This window comes from Bacillus sp. WC2507, from assembly GCF_052656125.1.
On sequence record NZ_JBQXPN010000001.1, the window covers coordinates 4747834 to 4764263 of the forward strand.

The 16430-nt window shown below is 36.6% G+C and carries 15 protein-coding genes; 8 read left to right on the top strand and 7 right to left on the bottom strand.

Translation table 11 applies throughout. From position 1 onward, the window contains the following. Positions 1 to 69: 69 nt before the first annotated feature. Positions 70 to 3039, bottom strand: coding sequence for a SpaA isopeptide-forming pilin-related protein (locus ACUN28_RS25045; RefSeq protein WP_445423425.1), 2970 nt, complete (start codon positions 3037 to 3039; stop codon positions 70 to 72). Positions 3040 to 3435: 396 nt separating this feature from the next. Beyond that, a complete protein-coding gene (locus ACUN28_RS25050) occupies positions 3436 to 4305 on the bottom strand; it encodes a Cof-type HAD-IIB family hydrolase (RefSeq protein WP_016089155.1) in 870 nt (289 codons plus the stop codon). A 134-nt stretch (positions 4306 to 4439) separates the two neighbouring features. On the opposite strand from ACUN28_RS25050, the gene ACUN28_RS25055 reads away from it, so the two are divergent. Continuing rightward, positions 4440 to 5057 (top strand): DNA-3-methyladenine glycosylase, encoded by a 618-nt coding sequence (locus ACUN28_RS25055; protein WP_016089156.1) that lies wholly within the window; start codon positions 4440 to 4442, stop codon positions 5055 to 5057. 21 nt (positions 5058 to 5078) lie between these two features. Then, complete coding sequence (locus tag ACUN28_RS25060) at positions 5079 to 5435, top strand: hypothetical protein (RefSeq protein ID WP_016089157.1); 357 nt, start codon at positions 5079 to 5081, stop codon at positions 5433 to 5435. A gap of 36 nt (positions 5436 to 5471) precedes the next feature. Here ACUN28_RS25060 and alsD read toward each other — a convergent pair whose 3' ends face one another. Both alsD and alsS read right to left on the bottom strand, forming a co-directional pair. Next, a complete protein-coding gene (gene alsD, locus ACUN28_RS25065) occupies positions 5472 to 6230 on the bottom strand; it encodes an alpha-acetolactate decarboxylase (protein WP_016089158.1) in 759 nt (252 codons plus the stop codon). Between the two features lie 16 nt (positions 6231 to 6246). Next, positions 6247 to 7935 carry an acetolactate synthase AlsS gene (gene alsS, locus ACUN28_RS25070; protein WP_016089159.1) on the bottom strand — a complete coding sequence of 563 codons (1689 nt, stop codon included), beginning with the start codon at positions 7933 to 7935 and terminating at the stop codon, positions 6247 to 6249. 403 nt (positions 7936 to 8338) lie between these two features. Between alsS and ACUN28_RS25075 the strand changes: the two genes are divergently transcribed. The 3 genes from ACUN28_RS25075 to ACUN28_RS25085 all read left to right on the top strand — a co-directional run bounded on the left by ACUN28_RS25075 (position 8339) and on the right by ACUN28_RS25085 (position 11133). Further along, the gene (locus tag ACUN28_RS25075) at positions 8339 to 8896 is read left to right on the top strand and encodes an HAAS signaling domain-containing protein (protein WP_016089160.1); all 558 of its coding nucleotides are present in this window, start codon (positions 8339 to 8341) and stop codon (positions 8894 to 8896) included. A 24-nt stretch (positions 8897 to 8920) separates the two neighbouring features. Beyond that, on the top strand, positions 8921 to 9517 hold the full coding sequence (locus tag ACUN28_RS25080; protein ID WP_016089161.1) for an NDxxF motif lipoprotein: 597 nt from the start codon (positions 8921 to 8923) through the stop codon (positions 9515 to 9517). A 153-nt stretch (positions 9518 to 9670) separates the two neighbouring features. Next, positions 9671 to 11133, top strand: a protein-coding gene (locus tag ACUN28_RS25085; RefSeq protein WP_445423347.1) for an IS1182 family transposase whose coding sequence is annotated in 2 segments (ribosomal slippage) — positions 9671 to 10232 and positions 10232 to 11133 — 1464 coding nt in all. Because the reading frame shifts where the segments join, the coding sequence is not laid out codon by codon here. Between the two features lie 33 nt (positions 11134 to 11166). Here the strand turns inward: ACUN28_RS25085 and ACUN28_RS25090 are convergent. Further along, on the bottom strand, positions 11167 to 11523 hold the full coding sequence (locus ACUN28_RS25090) for a YlbF/YmcA family competence regulator (protein WP_016089162.1): 357 nt from the start codon (positions 11521 to 11523) through the stop codon (positions 11167 to 11169). A gap of 142 nt (positions 11524 to 11665) precedes the next feature. Next, on the bottom strand, positions 11666 to 12802 hold the full coding sequence (locus ACUN28_RS25095) for a DUF445 domain-containing protein (RefSeq protein WP_033659798.1): 1137 nt from the start codon (positions 12800 to 12802) through the stop codon (positions 11666 to 11668). Between the two features lie 134 nt (positions 12803 to 12936). Here ACUN28_RS25095 and ACUN28_RS25100 point away from each other — a divergent pair, with 134 nt between their 5' ends. Further along, positions 12937 to 13989: a YheC/YheD family protein gene (locus tag ACUN28_RS25100; RefSeq protein ID WP_016089164.1), complete on the top strand. Its 1053-nt coding sequence runs from the start codon at positions 12937 to 12939 to the stop codon at positions 13987 to 13989. Positions 13990 to 14009: 20 nt separating this feature from the next. Continuing rightward, a complete protein-coding gene (locus ACUN28_RS25105) occupies positions 14010 to 15470 on the top strand; it encodes a YheC/YheD family endospore coat-associated protein (protein WP_033660043.1) in 1461 nt (486 codons plus the stop codon). A gap of 16 nt (positions 15471 to 15486) precedes the next feature. Here ACUN28_RS25105 and ACUN28_RS25110 read toward each other — a convergent pair whose 3' ends face one another. Further along, positions 15487 to 15732, bottom strand: a complete 246-nt coding sequence (locus ACUN28_RS25110) for a hypothetical protein (protein WP_016089166.1) — start codon at positions 15730 to 15732, stop codon at positions 15487 to 15489. A 454-nt stretch (positions 15733 to 16186) separates the two neighbouring features. Here ACUN28_RS25110 and sasP point away from each other — a divergent pair, with 454 nt between their 5' ends. Beyond that, a complete protein-coding gene (sasP, locus tag ACUN28_RS25115; protein ID WP_000013349.1) occupies positions 16187 to 16390 on the top strand; it encodes a small acid-soluble spore protein, SasP family in 204 nt (67 codons plus the stop codon). Positions 16391 to 16430: the final 40 nt, after the last annotated feature.

Consider the following 16430-nt stretch of genomic DNA (forward strand, 5'->3'; position numbering starts at 1 on the left):
ACCTTATTTCTTCTATTTAAAAACTTAAAGGCAGAAGAGATGACATTTCTCTTCTGCCTTTTATAAACATTAGCTATTCTTAGTCATAAATCTTAAACGTATTCCCAATAACACAAGAATTACACCTATAAACGGAAGGTAATTTATATTATGCCCTGTAGCTGGAAGTTTTTGATCATTGGAACTGCCTTGTTCTTTTTCTGGTAAGTTAGGCTTTCCTACTTCTTCACTTGAAGTTTCTGTTCCCTGACCCGGCTTCTGTATTCCTTCACCTGGCTTTTCTGTTTCTTCACCTGATTTCTCTGTTTCTCCACCCGGCTTTTCTGTTTCTTCGCCTGGTTTCTCTGTTCCCTCACCCGGTTTTTCTGTTCCTTCACCCGGCTTCTCTGTTTCTCCACCTGGTTTCTCTGTTCCCTCACCCGGTTTTTCTGTTCCTTCACCCGGCTTCTCTGTTTCTCCACCTGGTTTCTCTGTTCCCTCACCTGGTTTTTCTGGACCTTCACCCGGCTTTTCTGTTTCTCCACCCGGCTTCTCTGTTTCTTCACCTGGTTTCTCTGTCTCTTCACCTGGTTTCTCTGTCTCTTCACCTGGTTTTTCTATTTCTTCACCTGGTTTCTCTGTTTCTTCACCTGGTTTCTCTGTCTCTTCACCTGGTTTCTCTGTCTCTTCACCTGGTTTTTCTATTTCTTCACCTGGTTTTTCTGTTTCTTCACCTGGTTTTTCTGTTTCTTCACCTGGTCTTTCTGTTTCTTCACCTGGCTTCTCTGTCTCTTCACCTGGTTTTTCTGTCTCTTCGCCCGGTTTTTCTGTTTCTTCACCTGGTTTCTCTGTCTCTTCACCTGGTTTCTCTGTTTCTTCACCTGGTTTTTCTGTTTCTTCACCTGGTTTTTCTGTTTCTTCACCTGGTTTTTCTGTTTCTTCACCTGGCTTTTCTGTTTCTCCACCCGGTTTTTCTGTCTCTTCGCCTGGTTTTTCTGTTTCTTCACCTGGTTTTTCTGTTTCTTCACCTGGCTTCTCTGTCTCTTCACCTGGTTTTTCTGTCTCTCCACCCGGTTTTTCTGTCTCTTCGCCTGGTTTTTCTGTTTCTTCACCTGGTTTCTCTGTCTCTTCACCTGGTTTCTCTGTTTCTTCACCTGGCTTTTCTGTTCCCGCACCTGGTTTTTCTGGACCTTTGTCTTGTTCTTTTTCATTTGTAATTTCAAGATTTTTAACTTCTACTTTTTCATTAGAAATCTTAAATTTAGTTTCCTTATCAGATAATTTATATCCTTCTGGTGCATGAACTTCTTTTAAAATGTAATCTCCAGGTTCTAACTTCTTAGAAATTGCTTTACCATTCTTATTTGTTGTTAATGTGTCTATTTTTGATCCATCTTTCCAAATTTCAAACACTGCGCCAGCTAATGTTTTACCTGTATCATTAGCATCTACTTTTGTAATTTCTAATTGACCTGTAATTTCTTCTTTCATTTTTTCATTCAATACTTCTCGTTTCGCTACTTTATTTGCTACAACGTTTACTTCTACTGTAACTTCTATCGCTTTGTAGCCTTCTGGCGCTTTCGTTTCTTCTAATGTATACTTACCTGGAACTAAGTTTTCGAATGTAACAACACCATCTTTATTTGTTGTTTTCGCCCCTCCAACTATTTGACCATTTTCGTTTTTTAGTCTAAATTCCGCGCCTTTTAGCACATTTTTGCTCTCAGCATCCTTTTTGACTACCTGTAAACTTCCCAACTCTTTCACATTTTTAACTATTACCGGTGCTACTTTGTTCTCTTCCACAGTAACTTCAATTTTTTCTTTTAGTAATTTATATCCTTCTGGTGCTTTCGTTTCTTTTAATGTATATTTACCTGGTTCTAATTTTTTAGAGATTACTTTACCTGTCTCATCTGTTCGTAATGTATCTATTTGTTTACCATCTTTATACACTTTAAATTCGGCACCTGGTAATAATTTTGTTTCATCACTTGCGTCTACTTTTACAATTTCAAATTGACCTGTTACTTTTTCAACTGATGGCTTATTCCATTTCGGCCAATTAAATTTAAAATTATGAACCTCAAAGCCATCTCTTTGGTGTAATCCACCAAGAAAGACTTGTCCGTTAATTGAGCCACCCTTTGTATCTACAACTGCATTAGGCGCAAATACACTTCCTATTACACCATATCCTTTAGTTGTTATGTTTTTAGCATTTGGAAACACCCAAATGACTTTACTAGCTAACTCAGTAAACGGTGAATCAGGAACATATTTATGCGATGTATCAATTAGGTCTGTTGCCATCCCAGTATTTTTTGTATCATACAAAATTGCGCCGCCACCAAAATTCACTTCTTCTGCATCTGAATAAATAACAATAAAGTCTTTATTACTTACATTCGGAAGATAAACATCACTTACATTAAATGTTTTCTCTCCATTTTGGCCTGAAGAAACGTAAATATTAGGGTTATTTACATCTTCACCGATTCCAAAAGTCATACCCGGTTTTGGCTTATCAGTATGTAATTGGCCCGCATCCTCAATTACACTATCAACGTCTTTTCTAAACTCTTTAAATTTAGCATCAATCTCCGCTTGCTCTTTATAAGAAATACGGTCATATGATGATTTCATTGCACCTTCTGGGTCACCATCTTTTGTCATTGCCACTGTTCCATCTTGAATAATTACTTGTCCTGTTCCCGCTTTCGTAAATTGACCACCTAGTAATAATGATGGATATCCTTCATCTACCCAGGGTGCTCCAGCTATGTTCCATTCTCCAAATGCAGCTGCTAAGACTGTGTAACCTGATGCATTCATATTTTTTTGAATGGCCATTGCACCCTCAATATCCGCACTCGTTGCACTATGATCTCCAAAAATGATTGCATTGTAATAAGATACATCACCTAAGCCTTTTAATTCTGTTGTAGCTGCCTCTGCTTTATATGGTAAATGGATTAAAAAATTCGTACATACTAATAATAAGACTATAAAACTACTACTTAATTTTTTTATTTTTTGATTAAATGATTTCCTCAAAAAATTCATTCCCCCTTTTATAATTCCTAGATTTATGAAAAGAAGCTCATTTCATACATACCAAATCTTACTCACATTAACTTAAAATAATCCATTTAAATAAAACAAAGAAACTCTACAACGAATTAATAACATTACTACAATTCATTTTTGAAATAATACGTGCACTAAACTAACATGCGGAAATGTTTTTACTTACGAAAGCTCAATAAAATTAATCTAAAGAATATTTCACGTGGTGTAACTTTTTTGGTAACATCCTCCACTTTACAACAGTTTTCTAAATGATTCAAGTGAATTGTATGAATTTTAGACACAATTCATCTTTATGAAACGCTTTCATCTCTAAAATAAAACCAATCAAAAAACGTAGCCAAAAGCTACGTTTTTCTTTCATCATTTCGGTGTATTTTTATGATTTTTCAAAAACGGAAGCGGGAATTGCTTACGGAAATGTTCTTTAATCATATACTCTACGCCGTTCTCACTATTTGAACGTGTAATCCAGTCGGCTGCCTGTTTTAACTCTACAGGCGAGTTCCCCATTGCTACCCCGAGCCCTACATTTTCAATTATCTCTAGATCTTCCATGCTATCTCCAATCGCAACCATTTCGTTTAGTGAAATATTTAAATGCTCTCCAAGCAATTGTAATCCGCGTAATTTCGATACATTTTGCGGCAAAATTTCTATTCGTTTCGAATCACACTCAACATACTCGATATCTTGGAATGCTTTTCTTAATGTATTTATCCCTCGTTCTTTTTCACCTTTACTTTGGAAAATAACATCAATTTTTGGCGCCGCTACTGGATGATCACGAAGCGCATCACCTAACGAATCTACAAATTGAACTGGATAAAACAACGGATCTGCGCTTGATAATACAGTACGCGCAATTAAGTTTGGTGTATTTCTCTCACGATTTCCGATTGAAAACCGTTCATGAGAAATACGTACGTTACAATCAAAGTGCTCTAATACTTGCACAATGTTAAACGTCTTCTCTTCCGATAATCTTCTTTGAACGTACGGCTTATCTAACGTTGCTGAAACGAAAGCACCGCCGTGTGTCACTAATATAGAATCTAATTTTAACGCCTTCGCTACTTTATGAGCGGACTGAAAATTACGGCTCGTAAATAATGTAACGTATACATCTTTTCTTTTCACAAATTCAATTGTTTCTCTTAATCCTTTTGCAATTTTTCCGTTGTTGTATAGTAGTGTCCCATCTATATTAAGAGCTAGTAAGCGATAAATCATGTCGCACTCCCCCTCTTCGCTGTTGTACTCTATCCATAATTTATGAAATAAATGTAGCAAATAGAACGAGTTAGAATTACTACTGAAAATTTGGTTTACTATATACATATACACTCAGTAAAGGAGATAGTACAATGCAGGCACCACCTTCCTTTTTTGAAGGCGATACGTTAGAAGTTGCAAAGAAGTTACTTGGACACAAACTTGTACATATTGTAGATGGAATAAAAAGAAGCGGAACGATTGTAGAAGTAGAAGCATATAAAGGTCCCGATGATAAAGCCGCACATAGTTACGGCGGCAGAAGAACGGATCGCACAGAAGTCATGTTTGGCGCACCGGGGCATGCTTACGTATATTTAATTTACGGTATGTATCATTGTTTTAACGTCATTACAGCGCCAGTTGGCACCCCGCAAGGCGTTCTCATTCGAGCCCTTGAACCGGTAGATGGAATAGAAGAAATAAAACTAGCGCGCTACAACAAAACCGACATTACAAAGGCGCAGTATAAAAATTTAACAAACGGTCCTGGCAAACTATGCCGTGCCCTCGGAATTACGTTAGAAGAACGAGGCGTATCCTTACAAAGTGACACATTACATATTGAACTCGTCCCAGAAGAAGAACACATATCATCAAAATATAAAATAACAGCAGGGCCTCGTATTAACATCGACTATGCAGAAGAAGCTGTACATTATCCGTGGCGTTTTTATTACGAGGGGCATCCGTTTGTTTCAAAGAAATAAACATATGTAAAGGGAGAGACTATGAGGGGCAAACCTGAACTAAAAATAGAATCAGAAAAAGTATATAAAACGAAGAAAAATCCTAATGGAATGTTTGTAGCCAAAATACTACAAATTCCAAAAGAAGAAGATAAACTAGACTTTGTTCTTATTTTACAAAATAGAAAAACGAAAACTATTATTTATAACAAAGTTTTAGTAACAACAGATAACGACTATTATTCTTTCCGACTGGCTCGTGGGAATATTGAATGGCCCTCCTTATATACTGTTACGGTATGGGATGGGCTAGGGCATCAATTGATAGAAGTATCAGCCTTAACCGGTAAAAAGAATTATTTCATTTCTGATGAGCATTGTTCCGCATATCGGGAGTAATCCAAAATAAAAGAGAAGCCAAATCGGCTTCTCTTTTTACTCCGCACCTTCCGCAGTCGCAATGTTATCCTCTAAATTTTCTCTAGATAATTCAGCCGCCATAAAATCAGCTGTTTCTGGAAGTGCTAAATGCATATGAGCTTTTTGACAAATTTGGATCGTACAGTTTTCAACCACATAATCGAAAACATGTCCGCCCCCGCTTCTTTCATCATCAATATAATGTAAGTGGAAACCAGCTACACCAATACCTTGCGCATAATCTGGTGTCCAAAATCCAGCTAGCGTACCTTCTGTATTTTCAAATGAGAAGATTGGTTGTGATTTCGTCACTTCAACGAGCGGTGTATACGGTTTTTCTTGCCTTGGAACAGTTCTCGTTCTTACTTCACGGAACGTACCGTCCATTCGAATACCGTAAAATAAGTTTTTACTCGGCATCAATTCATGTAATAAAGCTTCCACTTCTTCACGATTCATCGGACGCTCTATCGTATAACTCATTTCTTTTTCAAAAAACGTTACAGTCGCAAATGGTGTTGTTTCTTCCGGTTCTACTTTTTCTGCTGAACCGTCTGAACGTAAATGATAAAATTCGTTATCAAATGCGATCATTTCACCATCTAATTGATCAAATGTGCCGATGCCGAAATCACCGCGTTCTTTCAATTCCTCAAAGCTAATCACACCATCATATATACCATCTAATAGCGCAAGCATTGTAGATGTTTGATATACTTCGTTATTCGTTCTCGTTCTTTTTGCATCAATATCAATTAATTGCGCAACAGTCATCTCAACCATGCCTCCATTAGTTTAATTGGTTTGGTAATAATTTTTCGCTTAATTTAATGTTGTCACGGTAATCGATTGGAATATCAATAATGACAGGACCATCTGCTGCTAATGCGGCTTTTAATACGCCCTCTAATTCATCTGGCGTGTTAACACGAAGACCTGTCGCACCGAAACTTTCTGCATATTTTACAATATCAACATCGCCGAACTCTGTAGCTGATGTTCTACCGTATTTCATCATTTGTTGGAACGCAACCATATCATACGTACCGTCTCTCCATACAAGATGTACGATCGGAGAATTTAAACGTACCGCTGTTTCTAACTCCATCGCTGAGAATAAGAAACCACCGTCACCTGATACGGAAACTACTTTCTTACCTGGTTCTACTAAAGTAGCAGCAATTGCCCAAGGAAGTGCAACACCTAACGTTTGCATACCGTTACTAAATAATAGTCTACGTGGTTCATAAGAACGGAAACATCTTGCCATCCAAATGTAATGGGAACCGATATCACATGTAACAGTTGTATCGTCATCAATTAAAGAACGCAGTGTACGAATCACTTGAAGCGGATGCGTAACACCTTCTGAAGCACGATTCGGAACTTCTGCTTGTTCTGATAATTTCGCGCGTAATCGTTCTAACACTGCTTCTGATTTCGTACTTAATACAAGTTTCGGTAATTTCTCCGCGATACTATTTACAGTTAAGGCAATATCACCAATTAATTCACGTTCTGGTTGGTAATCATGGTCGATATCTGCTTGATGGTCATCAAGATGAATAATCGTTCTGTCTCCAAGTTTATTCCAGAATTTCGGATCATACTCAATTGGGTCATAACCGATAGAAATCACAAGGTCTGCCTCTTCTAGTAAAATATCACCTGGTTGGTTACGGAATAAGCCAACGCGGCCAAAGAAATGATCTTCTAACTCACGTGAAATGGCGCCAGCTGCTTGATATGTTTCAACGACAGGGAGTTCTGTATCCTCAATTAATTCACGAACGGCTTTCGTCACTTCATTTGTGCTCGCTCTCATACCGAGTAAAATGACCGGTAATTTTGCTGATTTTATTTTGTCTACTACATATGTAACATCATGTGTGGGAGCGATTCCAAGCTGTGGCTTAGAAAGCGCACCGATAGACCCTACAGTCGTTTCCGCAGTCATAACGTCTTGCGGAAGACTTACTAAAGTAGCGCCTGGATTTGTAGAAGTCGCACTTCGGAATGCATTCGATAGTGCTTCTGGCACATTATCAGGATGCTCTACTTCTACGCTATATTTTGTGATTGGTTCGAATAGTGCAGCATTATCCATCGATTGATGCGTACGTTTTAATCGATCCGTACGCGGAACTGCACCAGCTAAAGCAACAACGGGATCACTCTCTGCATTCGCAGTAACAAGACCTGTCGCTAAATTTGATGTCCCTGGTCCTGAAGTTACAAGACATACGCCCGGTTTCCCTGTTAATCTACCAATCGCAGCTGCCATAAATGCTGCGTTTTGTTCATGACGACAAACAATTAACTCTGGTCCTCTTTCTTGCAGTACATCAAATACAGAGTCAATCTTCGCTCCTGGAATACCGAAAACATGTGTAACACCTTGTTTAATTAAACAATCAACAACAAGATCTGCTCCTTTTGTTTTTGTCTTCACGTCGTTTGCTTTTACACCTGTACTCAAACTAATCATTCCTTTATTTCATAATGTGTGTAATAAAGATTTTAAATTTCACCTAGTTAATTAATGTGGTGAAGTATTATTTATTATTATATTACAAATTCATTATTTTTCCAAGAATATGAATATGACATTATTTTGACAACCACTAGAGAATGCGCTTACAACCCTTTATTTATCCTAAAATAATATTTTTATATCTCCTCTAAAAATGGACAAAAAACTTCTATCTCATCACAGTATCAAAAATTTTACAGTACCTTGCAAAGAACACTAGCAAATGATATATTTGTAAATATTGGAACACCCATTAATTGGAATACCATTTACGATTCGTATATCCCTCTTTCAAAAAAGAGAGGATTCTCAGCTATAATTCATCATTTTATAAAGGAAAGTGATTATTATGAACAAAAGTGAATTTTTGGAACAACTTAGTTCTTCCCTGCGGAATATGCCTAATGTAGAAAAGAAAGATATTATTTCAGAGTACGAAACTCATTTTATTAGTGGTAAACGAGATGGAATATCTGAAGAGGAAATTTCTAAAAAACTAGGAAACCCTAAAACGATTGCTAAAGAACTTAATGTTTCATATGCAATACATAACGCTGACAATAAACGAAGCTTTAAAAATATGATAACCGCACTATTTTCTGTTATGGGCTTAAGTGTTTTAAACTTTACCTTTATCATTATCGCCTTTTTCGTACTACTCTTTCTATTACCGATTCTTCTAGCACTTATCATTGCCACTCCATTATTAATTATTTCACCTATTTTATTAATAGGATTAGGATTTTTTAAAGGGTTTCATCAAATTAGTTATTCCGATATTTACAACGTGTTCATCGCTTTTTGCAGCGGTTTGCTCATATCCGTCATATCTTATCAAATGGTAAAACATCTATACGCAACTTTAGTAAAGTATTTAAAATGGAATGTAGCTATTTTACAAAGATAATAATGAATGTACAAGGAGATTAATATGAAAAAGTATATTTTATATCCACTCATGTTACTTACAATTTTATTTCTATCAGCTTGTTCAAACAGTGCACAACCTAAGGAAGAAAACGATATACAATCTATTAAAGATGTTACGATTAAAATTCCGGAAACTATATTCACTTCCTCAAAAAAGAATGAAACTATTAATGAAGATGAAATGAAACAAAATATAAAAACTTATTTAGATTATAGCGGAGAATTATACGAAAACACCGTTCCACTTTCGTCAGCCATGTCTGACGAGAATATCACCGAATCCGACCGAGAGAAATTACAAAAACTAATCGATTTAGCGCAACAAAATGATGCGAACTTCCATCATTTTATTAGTAACAATACGATCCCTGATGATTACAAACAGCCTTCAAAGGAAATCCATGATTATATTTCAGCGTCTACGGCACTTTCAGTAGAACTAGAGCAAGAATTAGAAAAACTCGCTCAAGATGGTAACTTGTTCAAAACTGATTTTTCTTTTACAAAACGCTTTGAACAAGTTAATGGCAGGAAACAAAAAGAAATTGAAAAGTTTTTGAAGGAAAAGAACATTGATACTGAGTATTTCAAGAAATAATGATATATACAAATAGAAACCACAAAAAAGACGCCCCATACAAGGGGCGTCTTTCCAGGCTGTGGAGAAAGTCTTCTCTACAGCCTATTTTTGTGTCTGAACCTCTTTTTATGTGTCAACACTGATAAAAAAGAGGAAAAGGAGCGATTTTTTATGATGGGTGCTTTAAAAAATCATCGTGATGAGCGTGTATCTGTTTCTGTAGAAGAGTTGGTTCCGCAAGATCATTTCCTTCGTGCAATTGAAGCGACAATTAGTTTTGACTTTATTGAGGAGAAGTTACGCCCGTATTACTGTGAAAATAATGGGCGTCCCTCAATCCATCCTATTGTTTTATTTAAGATGATGTTTATTGGATATTTTTATGGTATTCGTTCTGAACGTCAATTAGAAAAGGAGATTAAAACGAATATTGCCTACCGTTGGTTTTTAGGGTTTTCTCTATCAGATACTATCCCAGATCATTCTACAATTAGTTGGAATCGTCGTACCCGTTTTATTCATACAAATATTTTTGAAGAAATTTTTGATGAGATTGTGAGGCAAGCGACGGAGCACCGGATGGTGGGAGGACGTGCGCTGATGACAGATTCTACACATATTAAGGCCAATGCTAATAAAAATAAATTTGTACATAAATATAAAAAAGAAAAGGCAAAGTTTTATATAGATGAACTAGAAGCTGCGGTAATCGAAGATCGTGAGGGACACGGAAAAAAGAATTAAAACCTAGAAAGGAAAGTGATACCCCTACTAAAAAAACTCGTATAAGTACTACGGATCCAGATAGTGGATTTTTAATGAGAGATGGAAAACCGAACGGTTTTCATTTCTTAGATCATCGTACGACTGATGCGAAGTACAATATCATTACAGATACCTATATAACGGCTGGAAATACGGCAGATTCCGAGCCGTATTTAGCACGTCTACAAGCCCAAATTGATAAATTTGGATTTGAAGTGGAAGCTGTCGCTCTTGATGCGGGTTATTTTACAGGTTATATCTGTAAGAAGTTATCAGAAAGAAATATATTTATGGTGATGGGGTATCGCCGATTTGGAAAGAGAAATAAAGAAGTACCGAAAAGCCAATTTAAATATGTAGAAGAAATGAATGCATTTGCTTGTCCGATGGGATGTATTTTAGAGTATGCGACAACGGATCGCGAAGGATATCGTCAATATAAATCGAATCCAGAAGACTGCGCTGTTTGTCCGTTACGTGAGGTGTGCTTTTCAAAGAAACAAAAACAAAAAGTTATCACTCATCATATATGGGAGAAATATAAGGATATCGCTAGAAAAAACAAACTAACAGCTACAGGGAAAAAGTTGTATAAAGTACGCTGTTCAACTATAGAGCGAAGCTTTGCGGACGCCAAAGAACTCCATGGCTATCGATATGCTCGGTTTCGGGGACTGAAGTCTGTCCAAATGCAGGCTTATCTCACCGCAGCTTGTCAAAACATGAAAAAAATAGCCCTCCACCTGACCAAAAAGGGTCTGGTGGAGGGCTATTTTTCTAAATTCTATTATTTTATGGTTTTTTCATTCGCTAAAATCAAAAAAGATTCCAGAGCGTTGGGAACCCTAAAGGGTTTCCCAACACTCTGAAAAGACGCCCCATACAAGGGGCGTCTTTCACTATTACGCTTGTTGTTGCGCGTTATATAAATCTTCAAGTGGCTTCATGATAATTTTGTTAACGTCAGTGATAACGATGTTTAGGCGTTGTTCAGTTTCCATTAACTTTGTAATTTTAGCATCTTGTTGAATGCGAACTACAACTTCTTGTGCTTGTTGGTTGTCTTCTTCAGTGATTTCTTGACCTTGCATCATTTTTTGTTGTAGACCAAGTTGCATTGTGCGGAACTCATCGAATAAGTTCTTTGAAGCTGCATCAGCTTGAACTGCTGCGTAGCTCTCTTTTAACGTTTTGAAATCTTCGTTTTCAGCGATTGCTTTTTGTAATTCATATGCTACATCATGAATGTTTTTTGTCATTTTATTTTTCCTCCTTTAGAAGGCTAGCGCTTTTCTCTCGCACTGCCTTTTACGTGCATTTACATACGCACCTCTTCTTACCATATCAAACTATGCAAGAGATGTGAAGAAATTTCACTTTTATTTCTATGTACTCACCTTATTATCTAAGAAATAACAATAACAGTCCTTGCACGAGTCCGATCATTCCGCCTAATAATGCTCCTAAATACGTAATCATTTTCAATTCATTTTTTGTAATGGACAGGACTAAATCTTCTAGTCTCTCCGTTGAAAATGTGGAGACTTCTTGCTGGACAATTTCCGCAAGATGGAGATTATTTAATATACTCGCTACGTTTTCTGCCCCCCACTTCAAGCCTTTCGTTACTGCACTTGGGACTACCTTTTCCATGATTGTTTCTCGAACCGGCTCACATACTTGCTGCACAGATTGGTTTAAAAACTTACTCACTGTTTCCTCAACTTTAACTGCTGACAATATGGAGCTTACAATCATTTCTTTTTCTACAAACGTTTCTAATTCTTTTACATCTCTTCCTTTTAACTTTTCCCACTCTTTTTGCAGTACATCAGTTAAAAGCTGCTTTGTGCCATCTTGCCCTAAAAACTTAATGACTTCTGGCTGCACACGATCCACTACACTTACATTCCCTAAAAACATTCCGACTAAGTTAAGTAGAGTTCCCCTAGAAGCAAAGAAATCATCAATCATTTTTGAAAGACGAGCTTTCCCTTCTTCACTTTCAAAAAACCTACTTCCTCGCTCTAAAATAAACGCCGAGACATTTTGGATCGCATTCTCTATTTTTTCATGAACAGAATGAGGTAAAGCTTGTTCCCATGTATATGTATAGTACTCCGCTAAAAATGCCTCTATTTTTTCTGTAATCACATGCTCGATTTTGCTGATTGCTTCTTTTTCTACATGCGCTACGTTCCATTTTTCTAACATTTGTCGTAACGACTGTTCATTCGTCATTACTTTATCCACTTCTACTTGTGCCCATTGGATTAAACCTTTTTGAAACTCTTCATTTGTTAACTTCTTTCCGATTCCTTCTGGCGTTAACAAATGCTCGACAACCATTTTCCCTAATTGAACAGCAAGCTCATCACGGCGCTTCGGAATTAATCCTGGGGTAAATGGCACTTGAAACTTCCCAATATAAATAGGGCGATGCGGACGAAATAACATTTTTATCGCTAAATGATTTGTAAATCCTCCAATAATTGCTCCGAGCCCTGTCGTCGTTAACATACTTAACCATATATTCATTACAATCAACCTTTCGCTTCTCCAAAACTATAGCATATCATCATACGGACAAAAGTATAATGGTATAAAAACGTATTTGCAATATATAGCTTCGCCTATTATGTCAACATTTTGTTAGTAAAGGAGTGATTTCGTTGGTTCTCGGTATTTTAACTTGCTGGCCTCATTATGAGCAAACGTATTACACCGAAATCGCTAAACGCGCTCGACTTTATCATAATGTCGTTGCCCAGTTTACGCCATTTGGTATTGATCCTAAAACAGATCTTATTTCTGGTCTGATTTATGATACAGATACAGGGAAATGGAAAGAGCAAACATTCCCTATTCCTTCTTATATATACGATCGTTCTTCTTTTAATGAGGAAACAGACTTCGAAAAAGCAAAGTCAATTATTCACTCATTACACAACCGTCCTTCCACTACTTTTTTAAATAACACACTCATTGACTTAAGCGAACTACATGATGTATTTCTCACGAATAAAAAATTATCTCCTTATATACCAAAATTTGAAATAGCAACGATACAAAATATTTTCAAACTGTTATTAAAAACAAAAGATATTATTATACGTCCTACTCATACACATTCCACTGAAAGTCTGTACCGGGTCGCTTATAAAAATAAAACGTTTCATATCGATACAATAAATGACGCCTATCATACTTCTACTCCAATCAAACGGACAGATGAATTTATATCTTGGTACAAACGTAACATACGCTCAGCACGTTACATCACGCATACCATGCTGCAACCACCAAATCAATTAACATACCCACTCCATATTCGAACCATTTTGCAAAAAAATAAAGAACGCGAGTGGAACGTTATCGGTCAATTTATACAAAAAAGCTCATTTCCAAATCAACTTTTACTTTCGGCAACGGATGATTCCTCTCTGCATTCATTTTCAAAAATTAAATACGTACTATCTAGTACCGGTGTACAACTACTACAAGACGCTTTACAAGACATTATAAATGAAGTGTTTCAAACACTAGATGCATCTTATTCTTCGTTATTCGAGCTAGAGCTTTCCACCATTATGGATCAAAAAGGGGCAATTTGGCTTATGTATGTCAACACGATTCCCCCGTACGAACATTACATTCGTCATAGTGATTCATTAGCCGAAAAAATATATCACGGACCACTACAGTTTAGTCGCTTCACACCATAATGAAAGGGGGGAAACCCATTTTGAAAGAGCACATATATACATTAAATATTTCAGATGAGCATCCAAATAGTATTACTTTACCTTATATTTTTTCCATTACACCACCGATTACATCCCTTTCCTTCGGCGTACGCCATGTTGCAAGTGAAGATGTAAAAATTCATTATTCCTTTACTCGCGAAATCAGTATCGGACAACAAATTGCAGAAAAACTTTTACTTCCTCATTCCACTACTATCCATGCATTCACTCAAAATGAAACCATTATTTTCGGACCATTAATCGGGATTTTTACAACTGGTTTTAACGATGATTCTTCTAATCCTTTAGGAAACCGTTCAACTTCTCTTGGCGAGTTACTAACGCCGCCATTCACTTTGCGACCATTTGTATTCGTTTTTGGTGTTCAACATATAGACTGGGAAGACGAAACAATTGAAGGATATTTCTTTCAAGAGCAGCAATGGATAAAGAAAAAAGTCCCTTTACCGAATGTCATTTATGACCGATTACCAAATCGTAAAGCCGAAAATTATAAACCAATCGTAAGAGCAAAAAGAAAATTAGAGCATGACTATGCTATTCCATGGTTTAATCCAGGATTTTTTAATAAATGGGAAGTGCATCAACTTCTTATGAAAGACGATTCAATCATGCCATTATTACCAAACACAGAAACATTTCAACACTTCGAACAAGTAGAACGATTTCTCGGTACGTATAAATCCATTTACATGAAACCGATTCACGGCAGCTTCGGTAGAAATATTCATCAACTATTTTATTCTCAAGCAGAGAATTGCTACTACTGTCGTTATCGCGAAAATGAAGAAAATAAACTAAGAAAGTACCAATCATTAGAAACGCTTCTGAACCATGTGTTGAAAGGACATGATTTAAAAAAGTTTATCGTACAACAAGGTATTCCCTTACTTCGCTTCGATGGGCAACCTGTTGATTTCCGCATTCATACAAATAAAAATCATTTCGGTCAATGGATGGTCAGTGCAATCGTTGCAAAAATTGCTGGCAAAGGTAGCTTAACAACGCATGTAAATAGCGGTGGTGATACAAAATTACTGCAAGAACTTTTTCCAGACTCAACGAAACAAGTTCAAATTGAAAATAAATTAAAACATACAGCCTTACAAATCAGTTACGCGCTCGATGAACAAGTAACCGGAAATATTGGAGAAATTGGTTTTGATATCGGCTTAGACACGCAAGAAAACCCGTGGCTCTTTGAAGCAAACTCTAAACCTGGTCGAACTGTATTCCAAGATGAAAAGTTAAAAGAACAAAGTGAACTGACGCGCCAATTATTTTACGAATATGCCATCTACTTAACTGAACATTCTTTGCGTGATGCAAAAGAAAAAATGTCTCAAATAAAATCAGAGGCTTCCTCAAACAACGAGCATATCCCGTCCCCTATGATTCACTCACAAATACGAAAACAAAAACTTCCACCTCATTCATAAGGTGGAAGTTTTCTATTTATACCAGTTTCACTACAACCTCTGTTTCCACATTACACACCCCGCAATAAAAAACATGATTGCAGTATTCATTTGAATTATTATGTGTGAATCCATCTACTGCACTTAATAATTCTTGATCCATATACGCACTATAATCGTCTATGTAATCTACAGTTTTCCCATAATCTTGGAGTATACTTTGGCAATTTTGACAAGAATATGTTTGTGATTCTAATGCGTTGCAAAGCGGGCAAATTCCCATCATGATTCCTCCATACGTTATCATTTACAAGCAGATTGAAGAGAGTATCTAGCCACGCATAGCAGTGGCCAGTTCCTTTTTCTGCCCCATCCCTACTTAAAAATAGAACTATGAAATTGCTATCGATTTAATTGTAATAAGTCATAAATAAGAAGTTAATGATTTGCCCCCAAATAACGGGATACAAAAAGAAAAACATATTTCATATCGCTCTTAGTTTAGCCTTCTTTCTAAAAAATACAACGATTACTCTTATTTCATAATTTACGAAATCACTAAGATTTTTTTACAAAATTTACAAATTATTATTTCGTATATCTTTCTAGGTAACATCCATACTATGAGTACAAACTTAATTACCGATGGATTAGCGCCAAACGGGGCGATAATCTGGTTCAAATCCAGCTAGTCCAACCAAAAAAAATTTTTATAACTCTAAGGAGGATATATTCCTATGGCAAACCAAAGTTCTTACAATCAATTAGTAGTACCAGGAGCAACAGCTGCAATCGATCAAATGAAGTACGAAATCGCTCAAGAATTTGGTGTACAATTAGGAGCAGATTCTACGGCTCGTGCTAACGGTTCTGTTGGTGGAGAAATTACAAAACGTCTAGTTGCAATGGCTGAGCAAAGCCTTGGCGGATTCCAAAAATAAATATATATGGCAAAAAGGTCTCAAGGCATATGCCTTGAGA